This window comes from Photorhabdus hainanensis, from assembly GCF_018448965.1.
Taxonomy (GTDB): domain Bacteria; phylum Pseudomonadota; class Gammaproteobacteria; order Enterobacterales; family Enterobacteriaceae; genus Photorhabdus; species Photorhabdus akhurstii.
In genome coordinates this window covers 1-24761 of the sequence record NZ_RCWD01000012.1, presented here as the reverse complement: position 1 = coordinate 24761, position 24761 = coordinate 1, and the positions used below count along the sequence as shown (strand labels likewise).

The following is a 24761-nucleotide window of genomic DNA, read 5'->3' as shown; positions in this document are numbered from 1 at the left end:
CCCACAGAGCAGAAATGAAATCAGCTTCATATCGAGGCGACAATCAACTCGTTTGTTAAATTGGCGAGCGCCTTGCCAGCTATTCAGAACGCTATATACTTTCTACTTTCTACAACACCTGAGAACAATAATGAAAAAGCTCCTTATCATTTTCATCGCTATCTTTGCATTTGGTTCAATTGGCGGCGTATTCTTAGCGGGCCTTAATATGTATACCCGCTCAACCACACCGATAGAATCACCAACCAATCAACAGCAAGAGACCGCCACAGCGCCGATACAACAATAATAACGGGCTGTGACACTTATTTTATCCTTGTATCTAATTCATCTTCGTGTCAAGTGAGGGACCCCATGAATAACGCATACTTTGTCACTCCACAATGGTTAAAAGATCATCTTGATGATGAGAATATTGTCATTCTTGATGCAACCGCCCCACCGCCGCCTCAACAAATTGATTGCCATAAACTTTGGCTGGATACCCATATTCCCGGCGCCCAATTTTTTGATTTAGATAAAGTTGCCAATCATCAAAGTGGATTGCCTCATATGCTGCCCGATCCGCAAACTTTTAGTCAGGCGGTTGGCGCAATGGGCATTAGTGAAAATCATCTCGTCGTGATTTATGACCAAGGCAACATGTTCTCCGCCCCTCGCGCGTGGTGGACATTTAAGATCTTTGGTAGCCGTAACGTCCGTATTCTCAATGGCGGTTTACAAGGTTGGCAACAGGCAGGATTGCCAACAGAATCAGGTGAAGTGAAACGCAATCCCCAAATCTTTAATGCCGATTTCGACGCCGACAAAGTGAAATCGCTGGAACATATTCTGGATTCTCTCAACGATCAACGGACCCAAATTGTCGATGCCAGAGCAGCGGACCGTTTTCAAGCTAAAGCGCCAGAACCACGCCCCGGCTTAAAAATGGGTCGTATTCCGGGTAGCAGAAATGTTCCGTGGACTATGTTAGTAGAAAATGGTCACTTTAAATCAGCAAGTGAAATAACAGATATTTTCCATCAGCAAGATGTCGATTTAACCAAATCTATTATCGCCAGTTGTGGATCGGGTATGACCGCTGCCGTTTTGGTGCTAGGTTTAGACATCATCGGTAAAAAAGATGTTTATTTATATGATGGCTCATGGACTGAATGGGGAGCGGAAAATAACACCCTACCACTTGAAAAATAATTAAATATCATAGGGCATATTCACTCTATGCCCTTTAATTAATAACACCCAATCAAATCATTTTCGTATCGTTATATTTCAAAACCCTACTTATTAATCTCATCTCTTACTCTCAATTAATATTATTTTTTATCAATCATAGTTACATTAAATAATGAAATAAATATATTTGTAAATTTAAATATTATTATTATCAACTTAAAATTCAACTCTATTTTTTATTTAAAAATAAGATTAAGATACTATTCCATATCAACATTTATATCATAAAAATGGAGAGTAAAAATGACTATTTCTCTTAAAGATCAAAGAATAAACCTCGCGCTCAGTTTTATCAGTGGTGCCGGAAGTATAATAACCGAAAAACCAGAGCCGACTATGGTTGCGGAAAACATTCAAACATCATTGGAAAAGAGCAAAGTAACCGCCAATAGATTCTCTATTATTTGGGGACCCGCTGTTTTTCGTGTTGATAATGGAAAAAACAGTAAAGATAATAAGGACGACCACGTTTTATTTATTGTAAAAAATCGCAAAATCCCCCATGATTATCGCATCGTTATCCGTGGATCATGGTCTGATATTAACTGGCAAGTTGAAAACTTTGCTGTACACGAAACCGTAAATTGGTCACTTTGGGATCAAAATATCCTTGAAGAATTTAAAGACGCTAAGATCTCTTATGGAACCCACATAGCATTAGACTATATTGTTAATCAAGTAAAAAGTAACAATATTCCTGGTCATGGAGAATCACTCATTGAAGCAATTAATAAAATTGCTGCGGAAAAAGGCATTCATAATATTACCATCACCGGCCACAGTTTAGGTGGTATTCTCGCCTCCACCCTTGGATTATATTTAAAACGCTTATACCTTAATAAAGGGAACAACAACATCCGTATTCATGTTTGCTCTTTTGCCAACCCAAATACCGGTAATGATGTTTTTTCCTCTTACATTAAATATGTTTTTAACCACACGTCAGCAACCAGCTATAAGAGCCATTTTCTAAGAGTCTATAATCAAAGAGATGTTATTTCCCTCATCTGGAACCTGGACGGATTAGAAAAGATTCCAACTATCTATGAACCATTAATTAAATTAGATGAGAAATTAATTGACAGGTTTAAAAAGATTGTTCTTCTTGTGAAAGACAAAGGTTACACCAAACTCACGCCAGATTTATCTTTTACGGCACCTATTTTAAAATTAGATCTCAATAAGTAAGTTGTTTTTCAACATATTAAAGCCTATGCCAACCAATATGGCATGAATTTAATAGAGGTTAATGACGGTACTCAGCCCCCTATTGATGATATTGTGATTATTAATAGTAACCTATCTCAAGATATCGTCGCTTATTTCTTACTTATACCTCTGCCTGATGGTAATATTAATGCAGAATAAATTGATTCTGCTTTATCTATATTTTATATAAATTTAATGGCGCCTTATTAAAAAGGCGCTATTAAACAACAATTATTCAAATATATCACCTCCATCTATAAATCACTAAAATACAACTAATTTATAATCATTACCAATTAAATTATTCACAAAGACAATCTCAAAGTTATTTATATATTACCACTGCCAAGTAATAAATATAATTCTAAAAAAATAGAAATAATATTCGCATGTAATTATTCAATATATAATTCCAATCGTCTACTTTTAATTTCAAAACAAATAATTTATATTTTTATCAAATAAAATAATATCAAAAAATCTATATTCTTATTTGACAGATTTAAAAGTTATTATTAACTTTAAGTTAAATTCCGTTTTTGTCTAAATGGAAGAAAAAAAGAATTAAATCTCGATATTTAAACCTACACCTCGCATTAATACTTATTACATGAAAAAATATGGAGTAAAAATGACTATTTCTCGTGAAGATCAAAAAATAAATCTCGCGCTCAGCCTCGTTATTAACTCTGGAGGTATAAAAACTAGCAAACCAGAACCGGGCATTGTTTCGGAAAATATCCACAGATCATTGGAAAACAGTAAAGCAACAGCAAATAAATTCACTATCATCTGGGGACCCGCAGTGTTCCGCGTTGATGACGTTGGTGGGAAAAAAAGCGTTATAGATAAAAAGGATGATCACGTTTTATTCATTGCACAAAATCGCCATGACCCAAATGACTATCGCGTGGTTATTCGGGGATCATGGTCCGATATTAACTGGCTCAATGAAGATATTATTGTCTGTAAGACTCAAGATTGGGCACGATGGGATTCAAGATCACCTGAAAATGCCAAGATAGCCTATGGCACTGACATGGCATTAGGCTATGTTCTTAATCAATTGAAAAGCAACAATCCTCCAGGTTATGGAGAATCACTCACTGATGCCATTGATAAAATTGCCCTGAAAGAAGGGATACAAAATATTACTATCACAGGACACAGTTTAGGAGGCGTACTATCTTCTACCATTGGTTTATATCTAAAGAGACGGTATCTTGATAAAAGAAGCAACAATATTCGAATTAATGTTTGTGCTTTTGCAGGCCCCACTGCTGGTAACGATGCTTTCGCATCCTACTCTGAATCTATTTTCAATGATATATCAGTAGCCGGTTACAAAAGTGATTTTCTGAGAATTCATAATAGTATAGATGTCGTTCCCTTAGCCTGGCATATAAAAGGTTTGGAGGAAGTTAAAGCTATCTATCCAGTGTTAACTGTAACAATTGATGCTCTTATTATTTCTGTCCTTGATAAGAATTACACGCAGATTTTCCCAGATTTACCTATTAATTCACAGATTCCAATATTACCAATAGCGTCATTTGACGATTTACTGGTTAATATTGGCAATCAACATATTCGTGCCTATACCAAAGAGTATGGCATGAGTTTCATCACCATTGATGATAGTTCAAATATACCGACTGATTACGATATTGTTGTGGTTAATGATAGCCTATCCGAAAGTATCATTGATCTCTTCAAATTTTTAACCAAGGATAGAGTCAGTATTACATAACTTCATCCCATCATTTAAAATATAAGTGGAGCCTTTATTAAAGGTTCCATTCATTGCAATAAATCACTTCCCATAATTAGCATTATACACAAAGTAACCTCACATAATCTTTTAAAGATGTAATGGTGTTTTCACGGAATTATTTGGCACATCATTTTTATCACCTATTTTTAATTTCGTAATAAATAATTTACATATTGCTAAATAAAATAGCATTAAAAAATCCTTTGCACATATTTGACAGATTTAAAATTCATTATTAACTTTAAAATTAACCATGCTTTATTTAAACGGAAGATTAAAAAATTTAAACCTTGATATTTTAACCTAAACATCAGATCACTTATCATATGGAAGAAATGAAAGGGGGTAAAAATGGCTATATCTCTTGAAGAACAAAAATTAAATCTCGCGTTAAGCCTTATTATTAATTCTGGGGAAATTTCCGGCAAACCAGACGAAATAAAAATCATTGAATCTGATATTAATAAATCACTTAAAAGCAGTAAGACAACAGCAGATAAATTCTCTATCGTTTGGGGACCGGCAATATTCAATATTAAGGAAAAATACCATAATAAACAATATGATCACGTTGTAATGATTGTGAAAAATAAAGATAATCCCAGTGATTATCGCCTTGCTATTCGAGGAACCTGGTCTAAGGTTAATGAGATTGACGAAGATCTCGATGTATTTAAAACTGTAGACTGGTCAAATTGGGACACAGATATCCCTCAAGAATTTAAAGGCGCTAAGATCTCCCACGGAACAGACTTAGCATTAAAGTCCCTTATTAATGGCAAGCCTATTAATGAGAATAACGCATCGCTAATCGGTGAAATTGATAAAATTACTCAAGAAGAAGGGAAAGATACTGAATATTACCGTCACGGGACACAGTTTGGGCGGTTTACTCGCTTCCACTATTGGTTTATATCTTAAAAGGCGCTACATCAACAACAACAATATACGTATCCACGTTTGCTCCTTTGCAGGCCCCACTGCCGGTAATGATATTTTCGCCTCCTATTCTGACTCTTTTTTTAAAGGAACATTACACTCTAGCTTTTATGAAAGTCATTTTCTGAGAATTCATAATAACCATGATATCGTTCCCTTGGCATGGGCTATCGAAGATTTAGAGAAAATTAAGGCTATCTATCCACATATAGCCATCAAAGTACTTGTTGATGCAGTTATCTTTTTTGTCCTCGATAAAAATTACACCCAGATCTTTCCAGATTACTCTTTTACTACAAAGATTCCAGACTCCATTCATGGCTTATTTGATAAGATAGGTTATCAACATATCGATGCATATCCCGAAGGCTATGGCATGAGTTTCATTCGAATTGAGAATAGTCCAGAGATACCGACTAGTTACGATATCGTTGTGGTTAATGATAGCCTATTCGAAAGGATTATTAATCTCTTCAAGTCTCTAACCAAGGATAAAATCGATATTACATAACTTTATCTTATTATGTCTATATTTGATCTAAATGGAGCCTTTATTAAAGGCTTCATTAGTTGCAATAAATTATTTTTCCTACCTATCATTAATTACAGTAATTCATTATCACTCACTTTGTAGATACCAATATAAATTATTTTTCTCAGATAATATATAGCTACATTCTTCACGTTATCATTCCAAATAGTTAATATAATCTTACAAAATCATAGCATAATTTTTATCGTTTATTTTAAAGTTCATAATAGATAATTTATTTTGTTAAATAAAATAACTTTAAAAAATTATATACTCTCATTTAACAGATTTAAAGATTATTATTAACTTTTACTCTGTTATTTAGATAAAAACCCAAAATATTGATCATTGATGTTTAAGCTAACACATCAGATCAGCATTCATTATATTAAAAATTGGAAACAAAAATGACAATTTCTCTTGAAGATCAAAAAATAAATCTCGCGTTAGGCTTTATTATTAACTCGGGGAGTATAATAACGTATCAACCAGAACCGGCTATCGTTTCAGAAAATATTCAAAAATCATTAGCAAGTAGTAAAGCGACAGCCAATAGATTCTCTATTGTTTGGGGACCTGCTGTTTTTCGTGTCGGTAGTGTTGATGTTAATAAGAAAAAGAGTGCTACAGATAAAAAAGATGATCACGTTTTATTCGTTGTGAAAGATCTCAACAATCCAAACGATTATCGAATTGTTATTCGTGGATCATGGTCTGCTGTTAACTGGTTTGATGAGAATTTCAATGTAGGCACAACTGAAAACTGGTCAATTTGGGATTCAAAAGCCCCCAAAGATGCTAAAATTTCAAAAGGAACCCACATAACCTTAGACTATGTTGTCAACCAAATAAAGAGCAATAACCCACCTGGTTATGGAGAATCATTGATTGAAGCAATTGATAAAATTGCTCTGGAAGAAGGCGTACATAATATTACTCTTACAGGGCACAGTTTAGGCGGTGTAATGGCCTCTACGCTTGGTCTGTATTTAAAGAGACGTTATATTGATAAAGGAAATAATAATATTCGTATTCATGTTTCTTCCTTTGCTGCCCCAACTGCCGGTAACGATGTTTTTGCATCTTATAGTGAATCTGTTTTTAATGGAACATTACTCTCTAGCTATGAAAGCCATTTTCTCCGGGTCCACAATCGCAAAGATATTGTCACCCTCGCCTGGAGTGTAAAAGGATTAGAAGAAATTAAGGTTCTCTATCCAATATCAACTTTAATCGTTAACGGTTTTATCTCAGTCGTGAAAGATAAGAATTACACTCAACTTACGCCAGATTTAGCTTTTACTTCACCTGATTTAAAACCTTCTCAAGGTTTAATTGAAAAACTAGTATCTCGACACCTTGATGCTTATGCCAAAGAGTATGGCATGAGTTTTACTGTAGTTAATGATCGTTCTAATCCACCGACTGATTACGACATTGTTGTGATTAACGATGGTCAATCTCGCAATATTAGAAACTTCCTCTCATCTATCATTCAAGATGAAGATAATACCTGTTAATTTCATCGTATTGACTCTTTTTATAACTTAGCCAAAATGGAACCTTGATTAAAGGTTCCATTCTTTTCCCAACGTGCCCAGATCATTCATAGTAACCATTATCACATCAATTAAAATTTCTTTGACAAAAATATCACATAATGGTAATTAAATTCATTATCATCTAACAAGACAGGAGGAATCATTAATATTTCAATTAACACCTTTTGCTACTTTTTTATAAGACAGAACATTACAAAGGGAAACTAAAATGGAACAAAAAAAACTAGAAACCAAAAGATTAATATTACATCCTTTAGAAAGTAAGGATCATATACAAATTCAAAACATCTTTCCTCAATGGGAAATTGTTCGCTATCTTACAGCAAACACCCCGTGGCCCTACCCAGATAATGGCGCCCTGGAATATATAAATAAGATTGCGCTACCATCAATGGCAGAAGGAAATGCATGGTTTTGGACTATCAGAAAGAAGGATGAGCCATCCATAATAATAGGAATGATATCGCTATATGAGCAAGAAAATAATAATAGAGGTTTCTGGCTAGATCCACAATGGCATGGAAACGGATTTATGAGCGAAGCAGTCCAAGTAGTTACCGATTTCTGGTTTAATACCCTAAATCGCAACGTACTCAGAGCGCCTAAATCCAGTGACAATATTGCCTCAAAGAAAATATCAATTAAAAGTGGTATGCGGTTAATAAGACTAGAGAATAAAGATTTTGTTAGTGGAAGAATGCTCTCGGAAACATGGGAAATAACTCGCGATGAGTGGAATAAGAATAATTCTCAAAAAGAGTAACTGCCTTACATGTTTATGGACGTGCTTTTGCCTAAGCACTGCCCAAGTTCATTCTTCATAACAAAGAAGAGCAAAATAAAATAATAGCCCTAATGGAAACACGTTTTAAGTTGCTCTTAATCATCTGTTATACCAAAGAGATCACATGCGCTATATCAACAGACGTTTTTAACTTTCTTATCTCTTCAAACAGCGTTGTTGCCTCTTCATATTCTTTACGCAAATAACCAAGCCACTGTTTAATCCGGGCAACATGATATTGCCCGGTATCACCCTGCTTTTCCAACCGGATATATTTTTGCAATAGTTGAACAACGCCCTGCCAGCACATTTTTGGCTCGTTATATTTCACCACTCGGCTTAAATTAGGAACATGAAGCGCCCCTCGCCCAATCATGACAGCATCACAGCCTGTCACACTCAAGCAATCCTGCGCGCTTTGCCAATCCCAAATCTCACCATTAGCGATAACCGGAATGGCAAGACGTTGGCGAATTTCACCAATCGCTTGCCAGTTAATACGCTCCGCTTGATAACCATCCTCTTTCGTTCGCCCATGAACTGTAATTTCCGTCGCGCCCGCCTGTTGTACCGCATCAGCAATTTCGAATTGCCGATCACCATTATCCCAACCCAAGCGAACCTTAACCGTCACAGGCAAATGAGCAGGTACCGCTTCACGTATCGCTTTTGCCCCCTGATAAATCAGTTCAGGATCTTTTAGCAACGTTGCCCCGCCACCGCTGCCATTGACCGTTTTTGACGGGCAACCGCAATTTAAATCAACCCCATAGGACCCTAATTCAATCGCTCGTGCCGCATTTTCCGCCAGCCACTGTGGATATTGACCCAAGAGCTGAATCCGCACCAATGTGCCGGATGGCGTCCGGCTTTGGTTACGTAATTCAGGGCACAGCCGATAAAAAGATTTTACTGGCAATAGGCTATCGACAACTCGTAAAAACTCCGAAATGCACAAATCATACTCATTGATTTCACTCAGAAGTTCCCTGACCAAAGAGTCCAGCACACCTTCCATCGGCGCCAGTAAAACCCGCATCAATTAACCTCTGGCGTTAGACGATTTATGGGATGCATCATGATTGCGGCTACGTCGACGCGAAGGCGCCCCAGAACGGCGATGGCTATTTTTCTGCCGATTATCGCCACGTGCCTGACGGCCATTCTGAATAGGTTCGGCCTTGATGGTTGGATCTGGCTCATAGCCAGGAAGCGCCATACGAGGAATCTCTCGCTTTAGCAAACGTTCAATATCTTTCAATAATTTGTGCTCATCGACACAAACCAGAGAAAGGGCTTGTCCTGTTGCGTCCGCCCGCCCAGTACGACCAATACGGTGGACATAATCTTCGGCGACATTGGGCAATTCAAAATTCACTACATAAGGCAGTTGATCAATATCCAGACCACGAGCTGCAATATCTGTCGCAACTAATACCCTGATGCGCCCCTCTTTAAAATCAGCCAACGCACGGGTTCTCGCCCCCTGACTTTTGTTGCCATGAATAGCAGCAGCCGTTACGCCATCTTTATTTAACTGTTCCGCCAAACGGTTTGCGCCATGTTTGGTTCGGGTAAACACCAAAACTTGCTGCCAGTTACGGCTGCCGATCAAGAAAGAGAGCAGCTCGCCTTTACGCTTTTTATCAACAAAGTGAACAAACTGTTCAATCTGTTCAGAAGCGGAGTTACGACGTGCAACCTCAACACTAACAGGATCATGCAGTAATTTATTGGCTAAATTTTTGATATCGTCAGAGAAAGTTGCAGAAAACAGCAAATTTTGCCGTTTCGGCGGTAATTTATTCAGCACTCGGCGGATGTCATGAATAAATCCCATATCCAGCATACGGTCAGCTTCATCCAATACCAGAATCTCTACCCGCGATAAATCAACTGCATTCTGATGTTCAAGATCCAGTAAACGCCCCGGCGTGGCGACCAAAATATCCACACCACCACGCAATTTCATCATCTGAGGATTAATGCTAACACCGCCAAAAACAACCAGAGAGCGCAATCTGAGGTATTTACTGTAATCACGTACATTTTCGCCCACTTGAGCAGCCAATTCACGGGTTGGCGTCAGGATTAATGCTCTGACCGGTCGGCGCCCTTTCACCTGAATAGAAGAATCATTTAACCGTTGCAGCATGGGTAAGGTAAAACCTGCGGTTTTACCCGTGCCTGTTTGAGCACTCGCTAATAAATCTTTACCTGCTAATACGACAGGGATTGCCTGCTGTTGGATTGGCGTTGGCGCCGAATAACCTTGTTCTTCAATGGCACGCAAAATATCAGCACTTAAGCCAAGTGATTCAAAATTCATAAATAAGAAATGCTCCAGACTTCACCATTCCTGAACGCTATTCAGGGGCAGTTTTATGGGAAGAAAATCAGACGTGGTAAATACCACAAAGAAAAAAACACAAACTGCAATGCGCCATATCTGAATTATTATATCAGATATACTTTCTGATGGTGCAACTAAAACTACAGCTATTTACCCGGTAATTTTCATGATCCATAACATTTTTATGCAATTTACATTGATTTACTATAAGTATAGAGTTACCCCCATGATTGATATTTTGTTTAAGTCTTTTGATTATTTGCAACAGGATTCATGTCCATGTCAGTCAACAACACCCAAACCGCCAGAGGCGAACAAGCCAAACAACAGTTACTCGAAGCAGCCCTTGAAATTTTCGGTAAATCAGGACTGACCGGTGCAACGACCAGGGAAATCGCATTGCGCGCTCAACAGAACATTGCTGCCATAGCCTACTATTTTGGATCTAAAGAGGGGCTTTATCAGGCAGTCGCCCAGTATATTACTGATACAATCAAGAAGGAGTTCACTCATCTTTTTAAAGAGATTGATGATTTTTTCTCATCATCAACGACAGGCTCACCGGAAAATATATTGAGATTAATTCACGAAGGATTTCTTGGCGTTAATCGTCTGATGATTGAAAAAGAGAGTATCAATATCAGCCGAATAATGGCCAGAGAGCAACTCGCCCCAACGGATGCTTATACCTTAATCCATGAGCAGGCACTAATGCCTCTTCACAGTAGATTAAATAAACTGATTGCCCGCTATATCGGCGCCGATGAACATCAGCTTTCTACCATGCTGCATGCCCATGCGCTCATGGGAGAAATTCTCACTTTCAGAATGGCAAGGGAAACCTTATTACGTCAAACAGGCTGGAATAATATTGGGCCAGAAGAATATAAATTGATTGATCAGATCCTTATCCAGCATATTGATTTATTACTGAATGGACTGAAAAAACAGAATTCGAATAAATAAAATAACAGGGAATATCATGTACAACAAAAAAGTCACGCTGGCAATATTAGTGGTCGCCGTTGTTCTTGGCGCTATTTTAGGAAGTTACTATTATCAAGGTAAAAATGATAAAACTCTGACTCTCTATGGCAACGTAGATATACGTACTGTTAATCTGAGTTTCCGCGTTGGCGGCAAACTCGCCAGCCTACAAGTTGATGAAGGCGATACCATTGCAGCTAATCAAGCAATCGGCCAACTGGATAATGGGCCATTTATTAACGCCCTTAATAAAGCGAAAGCCACTCGTGATAGCGCTAAAGCCCGTTTAGCTATGATGGAAGAGGGTTATCGCACCGAAGAAATCGCCCAAGTCCGTTCAGAAGTTGCACAACGTGAGGCTGCCTGGCATTTCGCTGATAGTTTCTTCAAACGCCAACAAGGTTTGTGGCAAAGCAGAGTTATTTCAGCCAACGAATTAGATGATGCTAAAACTGACCGTAATCAAGCATTAGCGGCTTTACAAGCGGCAAAAGATAAACTGAACCAGTTCGAAACCGGTTATCGTAAAGAAGAAATTGCAGAAGCCAAAGGCCAGCTTGCTCAAGCCGAAGCGGCTGTTGCGCAGGCTGAATTGGACTTACAAGATACTCAACTGACTTCCCCCTCGCCGGGGACTATCCTAACCCGCGCCATTGAACCCGGCACCATGCTGGCAGCAGGCAATACGGTGTTTACACTTTCGCTGACTGACCCGGTTTGGGTTCGAGCTTATATCAGTGAAAGCCATCTTGGGCAGGCAACGCCCGGACGTGAAATTTTGCTCTATACCGACAGCCGTAAAGATAAACCTTATCACGGCAAAATTGGCTTTATTTCACCCACAGCCGAATTTACGCCAAAAAATGTAGAGACTCCTGATCTACGTACCGATCTAGTCTATCGATTGCGCATTATTGTCACCGACCCGGATGAAGCCCTGCGTCAAGGTATGCCTGTTACCCTGCATTTTTCTGATTCAGACAAATAAGGGACTGTCATGAGCAGCGCTGCATATACGATAAAGTTGGCAAAAGTCGAGAAAACTTTTCCTAACTTGAGTCATCCTGCGGTATCCAGCCTAACCGCTGAGATCTACGGTGGCTCTGTCACCGGCCTTGTCGGGCCGGATGGAGCGGGAAAAACTACGCTGATACGCATGTTAGCAGGCTTACTGAAACCCGATAGCGGTTCTATTGCAATCATGGGGCTTGATCCGATAAAAGATGGCGTACAAGTGCGTTTTGAATTGGGCTATATGCCGCAGAAATTTGGCCTGTATGAAGATCTCACTGTATTAGAAAATCTGAATCTGTATGCGGATCTGCGCGGCGTACTGGGTGATGAACGTAAGAAAACCTATGAGCAATTACTCACGTTTACCGATCTGACCCGTTTTACCGGGCGACTGGCGGGCAAGCTTTCAGGCGGTATGAAGCAAAAACTGGGGCTGGCCTGTACTCTGCTTGGCAAACCCAAAGTTCTGCTGCTGGATGAACCCGGCGTTGGCGTTGACCCAATCGCCCGCCGCGAACTTTGGCGCATGGTTCACGAGCTGGCAGATGATGGCATGCTCATCCTCTGGAGCACTTCTTATCTGGATGAAGCTGAACAGTGTCGTGATGTCCTATTACTTAATCAAGGAAAATTGCTCCACCACGGACAGCCGCAAAAACTGACTCAAAAGATGTACGGACGTTCTTTTTTACTTGATACCAAACAGGATTCCCGTAGAAAAACACTGCAACATGCCCTTACCTTGCCACAAGTAACAGATGGCGTGATTCAGGGAAAATATGTTCGTCTTATTCTCAAACCTGATGTCTCCCCGCAAGAATTGCTTAACCGGCTTGAACTCCCAGATGCTGAAATCATTAAAGCCGCCCCTCGCTTTGAAGATGCTTTTATCGATTTACTCGGTGGCGGCTCTACCCGTCGTTCAGAATTGGCAGAGATCATGCCGCGAATCGCAGCTAACCCGACAGAAACCGTGATTGAAGCACAGGATTTAACCAAGAAATTTGGCGATTTTGCTGCCACTGACCATGTTGATTTTCAGGTGAAACGCGGAGAAATCTTTGGTCTGCTTGGCCCGAACGGTGCCGGTAAATCCACCACATTCAAAATGATGTGCGGGCTTATGGTACCTACTAGCGGTAAGGCACTGGTATTGGGAATGGATCTTAAAACCAGCTCAGGAAAAGCTCGCCAACATTTGGGTTATATGGCGCAGAAATTTTCTCTGTACGGCAACCTGACCGTTGAACAGAACTTGAAATTCTTTTCCGGCATTTACGGTCTACAAGGACGCAAACAAAAAGAGAAAATTGACGGCATGATCGACGCTTTCAATCTCAAATCGGTTTTACATCAAACCACCGACCAATTGCCTCTGGGATATAAACAGCGCCTTGCCCTCTCCTGCTCATTGATGCATGAGCCAGACATTCTGTTTCTGGACGAGCCGACTTCTGGCGTTGATCCGCAGATACGACGCGAATTCTGGCTACATATCAACGGCATGGTAGATAAAGGCGTCACCGTTATGGTGACTACTCACTTTATGGATGAAGCTGAATATTGTGACCGAATAGGGCTGGTATTTCGCGGTAAATTGATTGCCGCCGGAACACCGGATGATTTGAAGCAATTGGTTGCTACCGATGAAAATCCTGACCCATCAATGGAACAGGCATTTATTGATCTGGTCATTAATTATGATGAGGAGCCACAATGAATAGCCCAAAGCAACATGCTCCACAGCAAGCTGTCCGCTTCTCTTGGTGGCGACTAAAAGCCCTTTGTGTAAAAGAGACAAAACAGATCTTGCGTGACCCCACCAGCGGATTAATTTCTATTGTCATTCCACTCATTCTGCTGTTTATCTTTGGCTATGGTATTAATCTCGACTCCAGCACCGTCCGTCTTGGTATTCTGGTAGAGCAACAAAGTAAAGATGCTCGTGAGTTGATACAAGCTTTTGCCGGTTCGCCCTATATTGAACCCAAAATCAGTGATAATCGTCAGCAATTAATTAATATGATGCAATCAGGAGAAATACGTGGACTGGTTGTCATTCCTGTTAATTTCGATACGCAACTTGCCCGCTCTGATGGTAAAGCACAAATTCAGGTCATTACTGACGGCAGCGAACCCAATACCGCAAGCTTTGTACAAAATTATGCCAAAGGCGTATGGCAGATTTGGCTACAACAAAGAGGGCAAGATCAGGGCAACGCAACTAATCCATTAATTGATATGCAGGTCCGTTATTGGTTCAATCCGGCGACAATTAGCCAGCATTTCATCATTCCCGGCGCAATCACCATTATCATCACCGTGGTTGGCGCCATCCTGACATCATTGGTGGTTGCTCGTGAATGGGAACGCGGTACAATGGAAGCCCTGCTTTCTACTCAAATTACCCGCACCGAATTACTGCTCTCTAAACTCTTGCCTTATCAAGTGCTTGGATCATTCTCCATGCTACTCTGCATGCTGGTGGCCGTATTCGTGCTAGATGTACCCTATCGAGGCTCGCTGTGGATATTGTCTGCGATCACTAGCCTCTATCTGGCTACTGCCCTTGGTATCGGGCTTTTGATCTCTACGGTGACACGCAACCAATTTAATGCAGCAATGATAGCGTTGAATGTCGCCTTTCTGCCTGCGATTATGCTTTCCGGCTTCATCTTTGAAATAAACAGCATGCCCGCCTTTATTCAGGTAACAACCTATTTCATCCCGGCTCGTTATTTTGTCAGTAGCTTGCATACGCTCTTTCTGGCGGGAAATATCAGCACGGTATTGATGATAAATCTATTATTACTGATCGCCTCCGCTATTGTGTTTATTGGCCTGACTGCATGGAAAACCCAGCGGCGTCTGGATTAAGAAGGAGTTAGCATGTTTTATCGTCTTTACACCCTGATTATTAAAGAATTGCAGTCTCTACTCAGAGATCCGCAAACACGGGCCATCTTGGTTATGCCGGTTATCTTCCAGATGATCTTATTTCCTCTATCAGCAACCCTTGATGTGACTAACGCGACTATTGCTATTTTTGATGAAGACAAAGGTAAAGCCTCTATTGAACTCACCCAACGGCTGGCAAAATCAAAGGCATTTCCTGACGTGCTATTGCTGAACCATTCACAAGAAATACAACCGGTCATCGATCACCAAAAAGCCTTATTATTGGTACGTTTCCCACAAGATTTCAGTGCTAAGATTGCCAGCCATGACCCGGTTTCCCTCCAGGTATTGCTGGACGGACGCAATTCTAACAGCGCTCAAATTGCAGCGGGCTATATCCAAGAAATTGTCCTTAACTATCAACAGGAACTGATCGGTAATCTGCCGAAAGCCAATAATAGCGAGTTGGTGATCCGCAACTGGTATAACCCTAACTTGGATTATAAATGGTTTGTCGTCCCCTCTTTGGTGGCGCTGATTACCACGGTTGGGATATTAACGGTCACCGCGCTGTCGATTGCGCGTGAAAGGGAACAGGGAACGCTGGACCAGTTACTGGTTTCACCTATGACCACCTGGCAGATTTTCATTGGCAAAGCAGTTCCTGCGGTGATTGTCGCTACCTTTCAGGCAACTTTAGTACTAGCGATTGGTATCTTCTGTTATCAAATCCCCTTTTCTGGTTCACTCACGCTGTTTTACTGCGCTATGCTGATATACAGTTTATCGCTGGTGGGATTTGGCCTGTTAATCTCTTCCCTATGCTACACTCAGCAACAGGCGTTTATTGGCGTATTTGTCTTTATCATGCCCGCCATCTTAATCTCCGGTTATATTTCTCCGGTGGAAAATATGCCCGGATGGTTACAAGAGATCACCTGGGCTAATCCTATCTGGCACTTTAACGACATCACCAAGCAAATTTATCTCAAAGATGCTGATTTCACTGTTATCTGGAGAAGTCTGTGGCCTCTTTTGGCCATTACCGCCACAACCGGTAATCTTGCTTATTGGTTATTTAGACGGAAAATCGCTTAACAAGAATGACCCTGCATTTTAGCTATGCTTAACGATGCAGGGCTTTTATCAGAAGCAAATCAGCGGTTAACGGCGATCGCCAAAAATACGCAATAACATCAAGAACATGTTGATAAAGTCTAGATACAGCGTCAGTGCGCCGACAATCGAGAATTTACGCAAATTCTCCTTGTCATTCACATCCAGATCTTCACCCATCTCTTTCAGCTTCTGAGTGTCATAAGCGGTTAAGCCCGCAAAGATAACGACGCCAATGTAGGTTACCGCCCACGTCAACGCTTCACTCTTTAACCATAAGTTAATCAGAGAAGCCAAAATGATGCCGATCAACCCCATAAATAAGAAGCTACCAAGGCCACTCAGGCTACGTTTGGTGGTATAGCCGTAAAAACTCAGCGCGCCAAACATCCCCGCCGTCACGACAAAAGTGCTCGCAACGGAGCCGATAGTATAGATAACGAAAATACTGGAAAGCGTCAGGCCGGTCAGAGCTGAATAGAGCATAAATAGCCCGGTGGCTAACGAAGCTCCCATACGGTTAATCATGCCAGAGAGGACGAAAACCAACCCAAACTGGGCAATAACCAATCCATAGAACAGTATTGAGTTTGAGAAAATATATACAACAAGATCCTGATTTTGTGACACATACCAAGCCACAAACGCAGTTAACAACAGGCCACAAGTCATCCAACCATAAACCTGGGCCATATAAGTTTGCAGGCCGGTTCCAGCTTGCTGGATTATCGAACCATTAGAGCGTGGATATCGATCCATGAAGCTTACCTTTTATAACAATATTCAAAAATCCAGGTTGTTCAGTATCAACAACCCACTCAAGTTTTATACATTATCATAGAATATAAACAAAACAATTAACTATTCAATAATTACTCATATAGAACTCTTTTTAATCAATCCATTTTCGAAGCGCTTCGCAAAATCTCGCAAATACTTTCATGACCAGCGTCTCACGGCTTCCTGATCGCTCTCACGGGATTCAACCCAACGTTCACCATCAGACAAAAACTCTTTTTTCCAGAAAGGCGCCTGTGTTTTCAAATAATCCATAATAAATTCAGCCGCTTCAAAAGCCATATGACGATGAACGCCGGTGACACCCACAAACACAATCTCATCACCCGGATACAGCGTTCCAATCCGATGGATAACACTGATTCGCTGCAACGGCCAGCGACTGCGTGCTTCGATGATAATACTCTGTAACGTTTTTTCCGTCATTCCCGGATAATGTTCCAATCTCAGCGCACCGACATTATCTCCCAAATTATGATTGCGAACTTTGCCGGTGAAAGTGACGATAGCGCCATCTTCATCACACTGCGCAAGCCATTGATATTCATCCCCTACATTGAAATTTTCCGGCCCAACGAAAATGCGGGTGTTTTTCATTGATCATTCCCCAGCATTGATCATCCCCCAGTCACTGGCGGGAAAAAAGCCACTTCATCACCATCCTGTAATGAGTGCCCGCCATGAACGAGAGATTGGTTTACCGCTGACAACAATTTTCCATCTTCCAACGCTAAAGCCCAACGCTCTCCCTTTGATATTAACGCCTTTCTCAACCCATCAACGGTTGTGTAACGATTATCGAGATCCAGTGAATCAGTACCTACCAGCTCACGTACTTGAGCAAAAAACAGTACTTTAATCATTATTCCGCCTTAAAATAGCCTAATTTTCCGCCTATCTTCTCCAGCAAACGAACTGGCCCAATGACCATATCTTTCTGTACCGCTTTACACATATCGTAAATTGTCAAAGCCGCGACCGACGCTGCTGTCAGCGCCTCCATTTCAACCCCGGTTCTCCCAGTCAGACGACAACAAGATTCAATTCTGACCCGGTTATATTCTGTCTGGGCTTCCAACTGGATTTCTACTTTAGTTAGCTGTAATGGATGACACAGCGGAATTAATTCCCATGTGCGCTTTGCCGCCTGGATACCCGCTATTCTCGCGGTGGCAAATACATCACCTTTGTGATGGCTGCCAGCAATAATCATTGCCAATGTTTCCGGCTTCATTTCAACAAACGCTTCTGCCCGGGCCTCGCGTGATGTTTCAGCTTTAGCGGAAACATCAACCATATGCGCTTCACCGGTAGAATTGATGTGGGTTAATTGAGACATTCTCAGCTCCTGAAAAAACAACAATATCCAGACGGTAAATTAACCGCCGATAACAGAAAGATTTGGGGTGATGCCGCTATCGCCTTGATGAAGAAAATGGGTTTCCCGTTTATGTCGCAATCCACCCTGAATACGCAATTTCAGATCATCGAGTTGCTCTTCACTTGCCAACAAGTCACGCAGTGGTATCCCCTGTTCACCAAACAGGCATAAATGAAGATTACCTATTGAAGAAACACGTAACCGATTACAACTTCGACAAAAATCTTTCTCATAAGGCATAATCAGACCAATTTCTCCTTGATAATCAGGATGGTTAAAAACCTGTGCAGGTCCATCACTGCGTGAACGTTGCAGCAACTGCCAACCATCAAGCAACAGACGTTCCCGGATAGTTTCTCCCGAAATGTGATATCGACGAAACATTTCGCCGCCGTCACCGGTTTCCATCAACTCGATGAATCTCAATTGAATTGGACGATCTTTTATCCAGTTCAAGAAAGCGGGCAGGCGGATATCATTCACATTTTTCATCAACACCACGTTGACTTTCACTTTATTAAAACCCGCCGCAAATGCTGCATCAATACCACCCATTACCTGAAAAAATTTGTCCTGTCCGGTAATCGCATGAAACTGGCGGGGATCAAGCGTGTCCATACTGACATTCACCGCGGTTAAACCCGCTTCTTTCCACTGAGCGACATCCCGTTCCATTCGATAACCGTTGGTAGTTACCGCCAGGGTTTTAATCAACTTATTCTCACGTATGACAGAAATAATATCGGTGAAATCACGGCGCATGGTCGGTTCGCCACCCGTCAAACGGATTTTCTCTGTACCCAGATCGGCAAACGCTCGACCAATAAGACGGATTTCGGATAATGTCAAAAAGGAGTGATGTCCACGGGGTTTATAACCCTCCGGCAAGCAATAAGTACACCGAAAATTACATACATCGGTAATGGATAACCGCAAATAGTAAAATTTACGGGCAAAAGCATCTATGAGTTGTTCCACAATAACACCTTTCCAAACACGGGAGACGCAGGCATTTCTGCCTCACATCCTGGTGACTCAATGGTCACGGCCAAAACATCATATCGCTGTGTAATAAGTGAGTTAGATGCAGAGGCTAGGAGTTAATTTCAACATCTATGATTTACATTCCCATTACAAATTCTAGCCCTTAACAAAGGAAAATGCGAATACCCACTTTCGTTATATAATTGAATATACAATGAATTAGCCAGTGGCAGAACAAATCGCAGGCAATTTCTATTGACGATTAATTAAAACATTGCTCCCAATCATAACGCTAGTTGGTTAATCGTGTTTTATAATAAATTACGCTAAAATTATTCGGTAAATATAAGCTCAGTCAGTAACAGGAATTCTATGCGAAACCGCACATTAGCCGATTTAGATCGGGTAGTTGCTTTAGGCGGAGGTCATGGCCTTGGGCGCGTTATGTCCTCTCTTTCATCATTAGGCTCTCGCCTAACAGGCATTGTCACCACGACAGACAATGGCGGCTCAACCGGCAGAATCCGGCGTTCAGAAGGCGGTATTGCCTGGGGTGATACCCGCAATTGTTTGAATCAACTTATTACCGAACCCAGTGTCGCGTCGGCAATGTTTGAATACCGTTTCGGTGGCAATGGAGAATTGGCCGGGCATAATCTGGGTAATCTGATGCTTAAGGCGTTGGATCATCTGAGCGTCAGGCCCCTTGAAGCGATTAATTTAATCCGCAGTTTGTTGAAAGTTAATGCTCATCTTATTCCAATGTCTGAGCAGCCCGTTGACCTGATGGCAATAGATGATCAAGGCAACACCATTTATGGCGAAGTTAATGTTGATCAGTTGCACTGTATTCCTCAGGAGTTGATGCTTTATCCCCCCGCGACGGCAACCAAAGAGGCATTGGATGCTATTACTCAGGCAGATCTGATTATCATCGGCCCCGGCAGCTTCTTTACCAGTTTGATGCCATTGCTGCTGCTTGAAGATCTCACCCAAGCCCTGCGCCGTAGCTGTGCCAATATGATTTATATCGGTAATCTTGGCAAAGAATTAAGTGCCGCCGCTGCTGAACTGACGCTGAAAGATAAGCTGGAAATAATGGAAAACAAAATTGGCAGCCGGATAATTGATGCGGTCATTGTTGGCCCTTGTACAGATATCAGCGACCTTAACGGCCGAATTATCACTCAGCAAATACTCGAAGCACAGGATGTTCCCTACCGCCACGACCGTGAATTACTGCATCAAGCGTTAGAGAATACCCTGCAAAACCTTGGGTGACTGTCGCGGCTCCTTTATGACGACATTTCTACAACAACTGATGCCTTCCATTCACACCGGGCGTCAGAAAAATTTACCCAAAATCGCGGTTTATTTTCAATGCCGGCCTTTTGCGACACCCTCGCATTGGGCTAGGATTTACCAGGCAATTGTTAAAAAAAGCCTTTTTTATCTATCGGTGTGGTTTTAAAAGCGGGTAAAAAGTCCGATGGCATTCGGACATTAGAAGAGAAAACATCAGGAAAAACAGGTTTTAAATTGATTAAACAAGGTGAAAAGATGACAGTGTTAATCCAATAACAACAATATATCTTATCAAAACATTTAACAGAAAAATTTAACAGTATTAACCACATTAAACCCATCTTCTTAAATAAAAGATTTTACCTGACTGCAACAAGTTTACGAAAAATCAGAGACTATAAAAATCAGAGATTATAATTGTAGAAAACCGAACGTTCTTTAGATTAACACCAGAAAAGCAAGAATGTTTAACAATATTAAAAATAATTAAAGAAATGGGAGGGAATCTTAATACCGTTAGCCGTTCTGCCACCCTCACTGGTTTTAAACCTAAAAAGTCAAATACAGAAAAAGGAGAAAACCTAAATATCAGTTTAATGAAAACAAGGAGGTTAAATACAATTCAGAAAATGTAAAAATCATTAAAATCACTACAATTAATCAATAAAAATCATTTAGCAAGCAGATTTCCAATTAAAAACAAACAGCCCATCAGGGTGAAAACTACTGCTCAAGCTTATCATGTTTTTAATATTGTTTTTTTACTTACATTTTCATTTTATCGGTGATTAATTAACTAAGGATTAAGACAATAAGCACCTCATTAATGCCAGCTTTTTAAAAGGTATAGCGTGACTAAAAACAGCCTGTTCCTTACTATGTTTAAACATTTATCAGCAATACTATTACATTTAGTCGAAATTCACTAACCATTAACCAAGAGCTGAAAAGCAATAATCACGTTAAATAACATTAATAGAATAGATTAACGCTCAAGTGTTTTCCCTCCATCATTTTACGAAGAAAGCAATAAAAAATGCGATAAAGAAGAGATAAAACGATTAACTTAACCGAATTTAAATGCTAGAAAAGAGTTATCCTAAAAAGCATTAATGGTGTCTTTATACTATCAAGCTATTGATTATTGATTTACAAAGAAAAGATAAAGGGTGATGATTTACAAAAAACGCAGAATTGCCAGTAAAGCAATACTAGTAATACAATGTGGGTAAAACCATGTCGATAAAACCATATCTATAAAACAATGTCAGTTAAAATAAATCGGATATGATTAATGTTAGTTTAAACGTAAAACCACGATATATCATAATGTTTAAATTTCGCAAAAAGCTAATATCCAAAAGATAAAAAAACGGTTAAAACCAGATACCGATTAAAATCATACGTTAAAAAAATAACCTTTAATCCCAGTTTAAAACCGTCCTTTCAATTAAAGACTTTAGTATTTTATAGTTATAACCGTACCCTTAATCGACAATCTCCGGTCGGGCAACCACAATTAACAAGGTGTCCCTCCAGCGCGACAGGTATTCCTTGTATATTGAATAAGTTAGAACCTTCCGCAATCGCGCCGGTTTGTTTACAGGCGGGACAAAACACCGAGTCACCCTTACAGGCAACCGATAGTTGTTGGTTTACCAAACCGGAACCATTTAAAACCTCGCCTCCGGTTGTTGTGATATCGCCTTTAAGGATAATTTTTTTACTTTCCACGACACTGCGCATTATTTACTCCGTTATATTTTCCGTTTCTCGTACTAAATGCCAGAGGGTTGTGCCCTTCTCTGCACCTTCAACATCGAAAGCCATCGCGCCCTGAGCAAAGAAGTACTGCCTGCCCGGCAGGCTATCGGTTCGCCAGATCCCGCTAACCAGTGCCGGATGGTCACTTCTCAAAGGGGTCACTTGCAACGGGCCACGGTCATAACGGGCATACCAGGCTTGTGTGGAAATATCATCAAAATGACCCTCTCCATAAAAATGCAGTGAATCACCTTCTCCCGGAACAAAACGTATCGGACGTATCAGTTGGTTAATGGCAAAATAACTCTCTGGGACACGGCCCGGCAGTGGCGTTAAGTCCGGGTATTCACCGGCCCGGATAATCAGGCCATCACGGTAAGAACTAATCACCACATCCCGGTAGGGACGCAGCACCTGACGTATCCAGAATTCCCCACCCAGTCGGTTTACAAATCGTTTGGACAGCAGGGTGATCCAGTTAATGCTTCGGATGGAGTGGGCATAATCGTCCAGCGTGGTGTGAACTGTGGAGTTGACTTGCAGGGCAGGGTAACGCAGGGCTAGTTGGTACTCCAGAGGAAAATAGTCATGATAATCTCAGGGTAAGACCAGACAGTAACCACAGTCTCCCCAGTCAGGTTCAAGTTGTTCACACAGAAAGTCCAGCCAGGTCATAAAACGATCCATGCCCTCTTGTTCTTTCAGATAATCCCAGGGCAATGCCAGACTGAGGTAAGAGCTACTGTCGTCACCATCACCCTCATCAGAATCCAGATAGCGCATCAGATAGCGAGGGGCTTCATAGAGATTTTTAGCATCACTGACGACCCAACTAGAAGGCTGATTCTTTTTCTGATTAAGAATGCCTTCTTCCACTTTGGCTATATTTTCCGGCGAATATTTTTTTAACCCTTCCAGTTCATGACGATGAAAACGCAGGTGAGTGCCAAACTCTTCGCGAAAGCGCCGGTAGCAGGCCAGAATGCGTTGCTTTTTCTCCTGAGTGTAGCCCTGTTTAAAAAACAGGGTAATCGAGAGACCCAGACGGGAAACAGTCAGTTCATCAGCATTGCTAAAAAGAAAAGAGGTCAGTTGTGATCTCAACTGGGTAAAATAATCTAAAGTATCCATATTCTCTCCGTTAATTATGAAGCGGTGGCGAATGTCACACTCGCCAATATTGCCAGGACGGCAGCTAACGCCGCGGCGCTCACTGCGGCGGCGGCAACTAAAATCTCCACCAGTGCAATCAGCGCCGCAGCGACAGCCAAGGTGACAAGGATAACAACGGCGACACCGGCAATAATCACCACCATTTCCAGCATGCCTTCACCCACCTCATCCTCGTTTTTAATTATCGCCGCGCGGTTATGCGCCACTTCTGTTTGCTGGTCATGGCCTATCTGCGTGGTTTTATCCCAGAGGATCTGCGTTTTCATATTCCGTTGAGCATGAATAAACACTTCTTCGCTGCCTCTTTCATCCTCAAAGCGCAGTTCATTAAATCCCTGTCCTCCACGAGTCCGGGTTTTAAAGGTGGTACGGGTTTTCTCCAGCGGTAAATCAAGCGGCGGACGGTTGAGGCCATTGTAGGTACACCCCGTCACAATCGGGCGGTCGATATCGCCGTTGAGATAGCTGACGATCACCTCCTGCCCGACGCGCGGTATCGCCATAAAACCGAAACCGTTGCCGTTCCAGCCCTGTGCCACCCGTACCCAGCAAGACGCGAGGTCGTCCGCTTTATCGTAACGGTTCCAGTGGAAATGAATCCGTATCGCGCCGTGTTCGTTCACATAAATCTCTTCGCTTCCCGGCCCGACCACTGTGGCGACTTCATCCCCGTCCGCCAGCGGTTTGTAGCGGTAAGGGGGCCGCCAGTCCTGTCGTCCGGGAATAAAGGCGACCTCGTTGGTCAGGGTGGTTCCTTCGCCGCCGTCGTTTGACGCGACAGGTTGCTGCCCATAATGCGTGACAGACAGCACCTGCCAGCGGTCGTTCATGGCCTCTATGGGATGGGATTGCAGGGTAAAAATTTTGCCCGGACGCAGCAGGATACAGTTGGTTTTGGCGGTACCGACTTTGCTGTAGTTTTGTAACTGTTCCAGCCTCAGTTGGGTAAACG

At 41.4% G+C, this 24761-nt stretch carries 23 protein-coding genes, 1 pseudogene and 1 riboswitch; of the genes and pseudogenes, 14 read left to right on the top strand and 10 right to left on the bottom strand.

Going from position 1 to position 24761, the window contains the following annotated elements; genetic code table 11:
- Positions 1 to 130 precede the first annotated feature (130 nt).
- From EAE92_RS09410 to EAE92_RS09380, 8 genes are all read left to right on the top strand, one after another.
- A complete protein-coding gene (locus EAE92_RS09410) occupies positions 131 to 289 on the top strand; it encodes a hypothetical protein (protein ID WP_214067894.1) in 159 nt (52 codons plus the stop codon).
- 65 nt (positions 290 to 354) lie between these two features.
- Positions 355 to 1194, top strand: a complete 840-nt coding sequence (sseA, locus tag EAE92_RS09405) for a 3-mercaptopyruvate sulfurtransferase (RefSeq protein WP_214067893.1) — start codon at positions 355 to 357, stop codon at positions 1192 to 1194.
- 285 nt (positions 1195 to 1479) lie between these two features.
- Positions 1480 to 2424, top strand: coding sequence for a lipase family protein (locus EAE92_RS09400; protein ID WP_339959369.1), 945 nt, complete (start codon positions 1480 to 1482; stop codon positions 2422 to 2424).
- A 652-nt stretch (positions 2425 to 3076) separates the two neighbouring features.
- On the top strand, positions 3077 to 4195 hold the full coding sequence (locus tag EAE92_RS09395) for a lipase family protein (RefSeq protein WP_214067892.1): 1119 nt from the start codon (positions 3077 to 3079) through the stop codon (positions 4193 to 4195).
- A 375-nt stretch (positions 4196 to 4570) separates the two neighbouring features.
- Positions 4571 to 5140: a hypothetical protein gene (locus EAE92_RS24535; RefSeq protein ID WP_246545111.1), complete on the top strand. Its 570-nt coding sequence runs from the start codon at positions 4571 to 4573 to the stop codon at positions 5138 to 5140.
- Positions 5100 to 5669, top strand: a complete 570-nt coding sequence (locus tag EAE92_RS24530; protein WP_246545110.1) for a lipase family protein — start codon at positions 5100 to 5102, stop codon at positions 5667 to 5669. The genes EAE92_RS24535 and EAE92_RS24530 overlap by 41 nt, the downstream gene beginning before the upstream one ends.
- A 428-nt stretch (positions 5670 to 6097) precedes the next feature.
- Positions 6098 to 7210 (top strand): lipase family protein, encoded by a 1113-nt coding sequence (locus EAE92_RS09385; protein WP_036814593.1) that lies wholly within the window; start codon positions 6098 to 6100, stop codon positions 7208 to 7210.
- A 250-nt stretch (positions 7211 to 7460) separates the two neighbouring features.
- The gene (locus tag EAE92_RS09380) at positions 7461 to 8015 is read left to right on the top strand and encodes a GNAT family N-acetyltransferase (protein ID WP_214067891.1); all 555 of its coding nucleotides are present in this window, start codon (positions 7461 to 7463) and stop codon (positions 8013 to 8015) included.
- Between the two features lie 127 nt (positions 8016 to 8142).
- Here EAE92_RS09380 and dusC read toward each other — a convergent pair whose 3' ends face one another.
- Together dusC and rhlE are read right to left on the bottom strand one after the other, a co-directional pair.
- On the bottom strand, positions 8143 to 9075 hold the full coding sequence (dusC, locus tag EAE92_RS09375; RefSeq protein WP_214067890.1) for a tRNA dihydrouridine(16) synthase DusC: 933 nt from the start codon (positions 9073 to 9075) through the stop codon (positions 8143 to 8145).
- Positions 9076 to 9078: 3 nt separating this feature from the next.
- Positions 9079 to 10365 carry an ATP-dependent RNA helicase RhlE gene (gene rhlE / locus EAE92_RS09370; RefSeq protein ID WP_214067889.1) on the bottom strand — a complete coding sequence of 429 codons (1287 nt, stop codon included), beginning with the start codon at positions 10363 to 10365 and terminating at the stop codon, positions 9079 to 9081.
- Between the two features lie 303 nt (positions 10366 to 10668).
- Between rhlE and EAE92_RS09365 the strand changes: the two genes are divergently transcribed.
- The 5 genes from EAE92_RS09365 to EAE92_RS09345 are packed head-to-tail and all read left to right on the top strand — an operon-like array spanning position 10669 to position 16386.
- A complete protein-coding gene (locus EAE92_RS09365) occupies positions 10669 to 11355 on the top strand; it encodes a transcriptional regulator (protein ID WP_214067888.1) in 687 nt (228 codons plus the stop codon).
- Between the two features lie 16 nt (positions 11356 to 11371).
- On the top strand, positions 11372 to 12364 hold the full coding sequence (hlyD, locus tag EAE92_RS09360; protein WP_036777885.1) for a secretion protein HlyD: 993 nt from the start codon (positions 11372 to 11374) through the stop codon (positions 12362 to 12364).
- 9 nt (positions 12365 to 12373) lie between these two features.
- Positions 12374 to 14110, top strand: a complete 1737-nt coding sequence (locus tag EAE92_RS09355) for an ATP-binding cassette domain-containing protein (RefSeq protein ID WP_214067887.1) — start codon at positions 12374 to 12376, stop codon at positions 14108 to 14110.
- Positions 14107 to 15267 carry an ABC transporter permease gene (locus EAE92_RS09350; protein ID WP_214067886.1) on the top strand — a complete coding sequence of 387 codons (1161 nt, stop codon included), beginning with the start codon at positions 14107 to 14109 and terminating at the stop codon, positions 15265 to 15267. Before EAE92_RS09355 ends, EAE92_RS09350 begins: the two co-directional genes overlap by 4 nt.
- A 12-nt stretch (positions 15268 to 15279) precedes the next feature.
- A complete protein-coding gene (locus tag EAE92_RS09345) occupies positions 15280 to 16386 on the top strand; it encodes an ABC transporter permease (protein ID WP_214067885.1) in 1107 nt (368 codons plus the stop codon).
- A 66-nt stretch (positions 16387 to 16452) separates the two neighbouring features.
- Here the strand turns inward: EAE92_RS09345 and EAE92_RS09340 are convergent, their stop codons facing one another.
- From EAE92_RS09340 to moaA, 5 genes are all read right to left on the bottom strand, one after another.
- Positions 16453 to 17163 carry a Bax inhibitor-1/YccA family protein gene (locus EAE92_RS09340; protein ID WP_214067884.1) on the bottom strand — a complete coding sequence of 237 codons (711 nt, stop codon included), beginning with the start codon at positions 17161 to 17163 and terminating at the stop codon, positions 16453 to 16455.
- A 180-nt stretch (positions 17164 to 17343) separates the two neighbouring features.
- Entirely contained in the window at positions 17344 to 17799 is a 456-nt protein-coding gene (gene moaE / locus EAE92_RS09335; RefSeq protein ID WP_214067883.1) for a molybdopterin synthase catalytic subunit MoaE, read from the bottom strand.
- A gap of 20 nt (positions 17800 to 17819) precedes the next feature.
- Positions 17820 to 18065, bottom strand: coding sequence for a molybdopterin synthase sulfur carrier subunit (moaD, locus tag EAE92_RS09330; protein ID WP_036777878.1), 246 nt, complete (start codon positions 18063 to 18065; stop codon positions 17820 to 17822).
- Complete coding sequence (moaC, locus tag EAE92_RS09325; RefSeq protein ID WP_214067882.1) at positions 18065 to 18541, bottom strand: cyclic pyranopterin monophosphate synthase MoaC; 477 nt, start codon at positions 18539 to 18541, stop codon at positions 18065 to 18067. Before moaC ends, moaD begins: the two co-directional genes overlap by 1 nt.
- A 39-nt stretch (positions 18542 to 18580) precedes the next feature.
- Positions 18581 to 19561 (bottom strand): GTP 3',8-cyclase MoaA, encoded by a 981-nt coding sequence (moaA, locus tag EAE92_RS09320; protein WP_105395604.1) that lies wholly within the window; start codon positions 19559 to 19561, stop codon positions 18581 to 18583.
- A riboswitch (molybdenum cofactor riboswitch) is annotated at positions 19551 to 19695 on the bottom strand. (Overlaps the previous gene by 11 nt.)
- Positions 19696 to 19939: 244 nt before the next feature.
- On the opposite strand from moaA, the gene yvcK reads away from it, so the two are divergent.
- A complete protein-coding gene (gene yvcK, locus EAE92_RS09315) occupies positions 19940 to 20848 on the top strand; it encodes a uridine diphosphate-N-acetylglucosamine-binding protein YvcK (RefSeq protein WP_105395605.1) in 909 nt (302 codons plus the stop codon).
- Positions 20849 to 22345: 1497 nt separating this feature from the next.
- Here the strand turns inward: yvcK and EAE92_RS09310 are convergent.
- The 3 genes and pseudogenes from EAE92_RS09310 to tssI all read right to left on the bottom strand — a co-directional run.
- Entirely contained in the window at positions 22346 to 22618 is a 273-nt protein-coding gene (locus EAE92_RS09310) for a PAAR domain-containing protein (protein WP_214067881.1), read from the bottom strand.
- 3 nt (positions 22619 to 22621) lie between these two features.
- Positions 22622 to 23767, bottom strand: a pseudogene (locus tag EAE92_RS09305) (DUF3396 domain-containing protein).
- Between the two features lie 14 nt (positions 23768 to 23781).
- Positions 23782 to 24761 (bottom strand): type VI secretion system tip protein TssI/VgrG (gene tssI, locus EAE92_RS09300; protein WP_246545109.1); only part of this gene is annotated, 980 nt, incomplete at its 5' end.

Excerpts from the sequence above, each read along its gene's own strand:
- EAE92_RS24535 (WP_246545111.1), top strand. The coding sequence starts at position 4,571 with ATGGCTATATCTCTTGAAGAACAAAAATTAAATCTCGCGTTAAGCCTT.
- dusC (WP_214067890.1), bottom strand. The coding sequence starts at position 9,075 with ATGCGGGTTTTACTGGCGCCGATGGAAGGTGTGCTGGACTCTTTGGTC.
- rhlE (WP_214067889.1), bottom strand. The coding sequence starts at position 10,365 with ATGAATTTTGAATCACTTGGCTTAAGTGCTGATATTTTGCGTGCCATT.
- EAE92_RS09395 (WP_214067892.1), top strand. The coding sequence starts at position 3,077 with ATGACTATTTCTCGTGAAGATCAAAAAATAAATCTCGCGCTCAGCCTC.
- moaE (WP_214067883.1), bottom strand. The coding sequence starts at position 17,799 with ATGAAAAACACCCGCATTTTCGTTGGGCCGGAAAATTTCAATGTAGGG.
- EAE92_RS09365 (WP_214067888.1), top strand. The coding sequence starts at position 10,669 with ATGTCAGTCAACAACACCCAAACCGCCAGAGGCGAACAAGCCAAACAA.
- EAE92_RS09385 (WP_036814593.1), top strand. The coding sequence starts at position 6,098 with ATGACAATTTCTCTTGAAGATCAAAAAATAAATCTCGCGTTAGGCTTT.
- moaC (WP_214067882.1), bottom strand. The coding sequence starts at position 18,541 with ATGTCTCAATTAACCCACATCAATTCTACCGGTGAAGCGCATATGGTT.
- EAE92_RS09340 (WP_214067884.1), bottom strand. The coding sequence starts at position 17,163 with ATGGATCGATATCCACGCTCTAATGGTTCGATAATCCAGCAAGCTGGA.
- EAE92_RS09310 (WP_214067881.1), bottom strand. The coding sequence starts at position 22,618 with ATGCGCAGTGTCGTGGAAAGTAAAAAAATTATCCTTAAAGGCGATATC.
- EAE92_RS09410 (WP_214067894.1), top strand. The coding sequence starts at position 131 with ATGAAAAAGCTCCTTATCATTTTCATCGCTATCTTTGCATTTGGTTCA.
- EAE92_RS09400 (WP_339959369.1), top strand. The coding sequence starts at position 1,480 with ATGACTATTTCTCTTAAAGATCAAAGAATAAACCTCGCGCTCAGTTTT.
- EAE92_RS09380 (WP_214067891.1), top strand. The coding sequence starts at position 7,461 with ATGGAACAAAAAAAACTAGAAACCAAAAGATTAATATTACATCCTTTA.
- EAE92_RS09350 (WP_214067886.1), top strand. The coding sequence starts at position 14,107 with ATGAATAGCCCAAAGCAACATGCTCCACAGCAAGCTGTCCGCTTCTCT.
- sseA (WP_214067893.1), top strand. The coding sequence starts at position 355 with ATGAATAACGCATACTTTGTCACTCCACAATGGTTAAAAGATCATCTT.
- yvcK (WP_105395605.1), top strand. The coding sequence starts at position 19,940 with ATGCGAAACCGCACATTAGCCGATTTAGATCGGGTAGTTGCTTTAGGC.
- EAE92_RS09345 (WP_214067885.1), top strand. The coding sequence starts at position 15,280 with ATGTTTTATCGTCTTTACACCCTGATTATTAAAGAATTGCAGTCTCTA.
- moaD (WP_036777878.1), bottom strand. The coding sequence starts at position 18,065 with ATGATTAAAGTACTGTTTTTTGCTCAAGTACGTGAGCTGGTAGGTACT.
- EAE92_RS09355 (WP_214067887.1), top strand. The coding sequence starts at position 12,374 with ATGAGCAGCGCTGCATATACGATAAAGTTGGCAAAAGTCGAGAAAACT.
- hlyD (WP_036777885.1), top strand. The coding sequence starts at position 11,372 with ATGTACAACAAAAAAGTCACGCTGGCAATATTAGTGGTCGCCGTTGTT.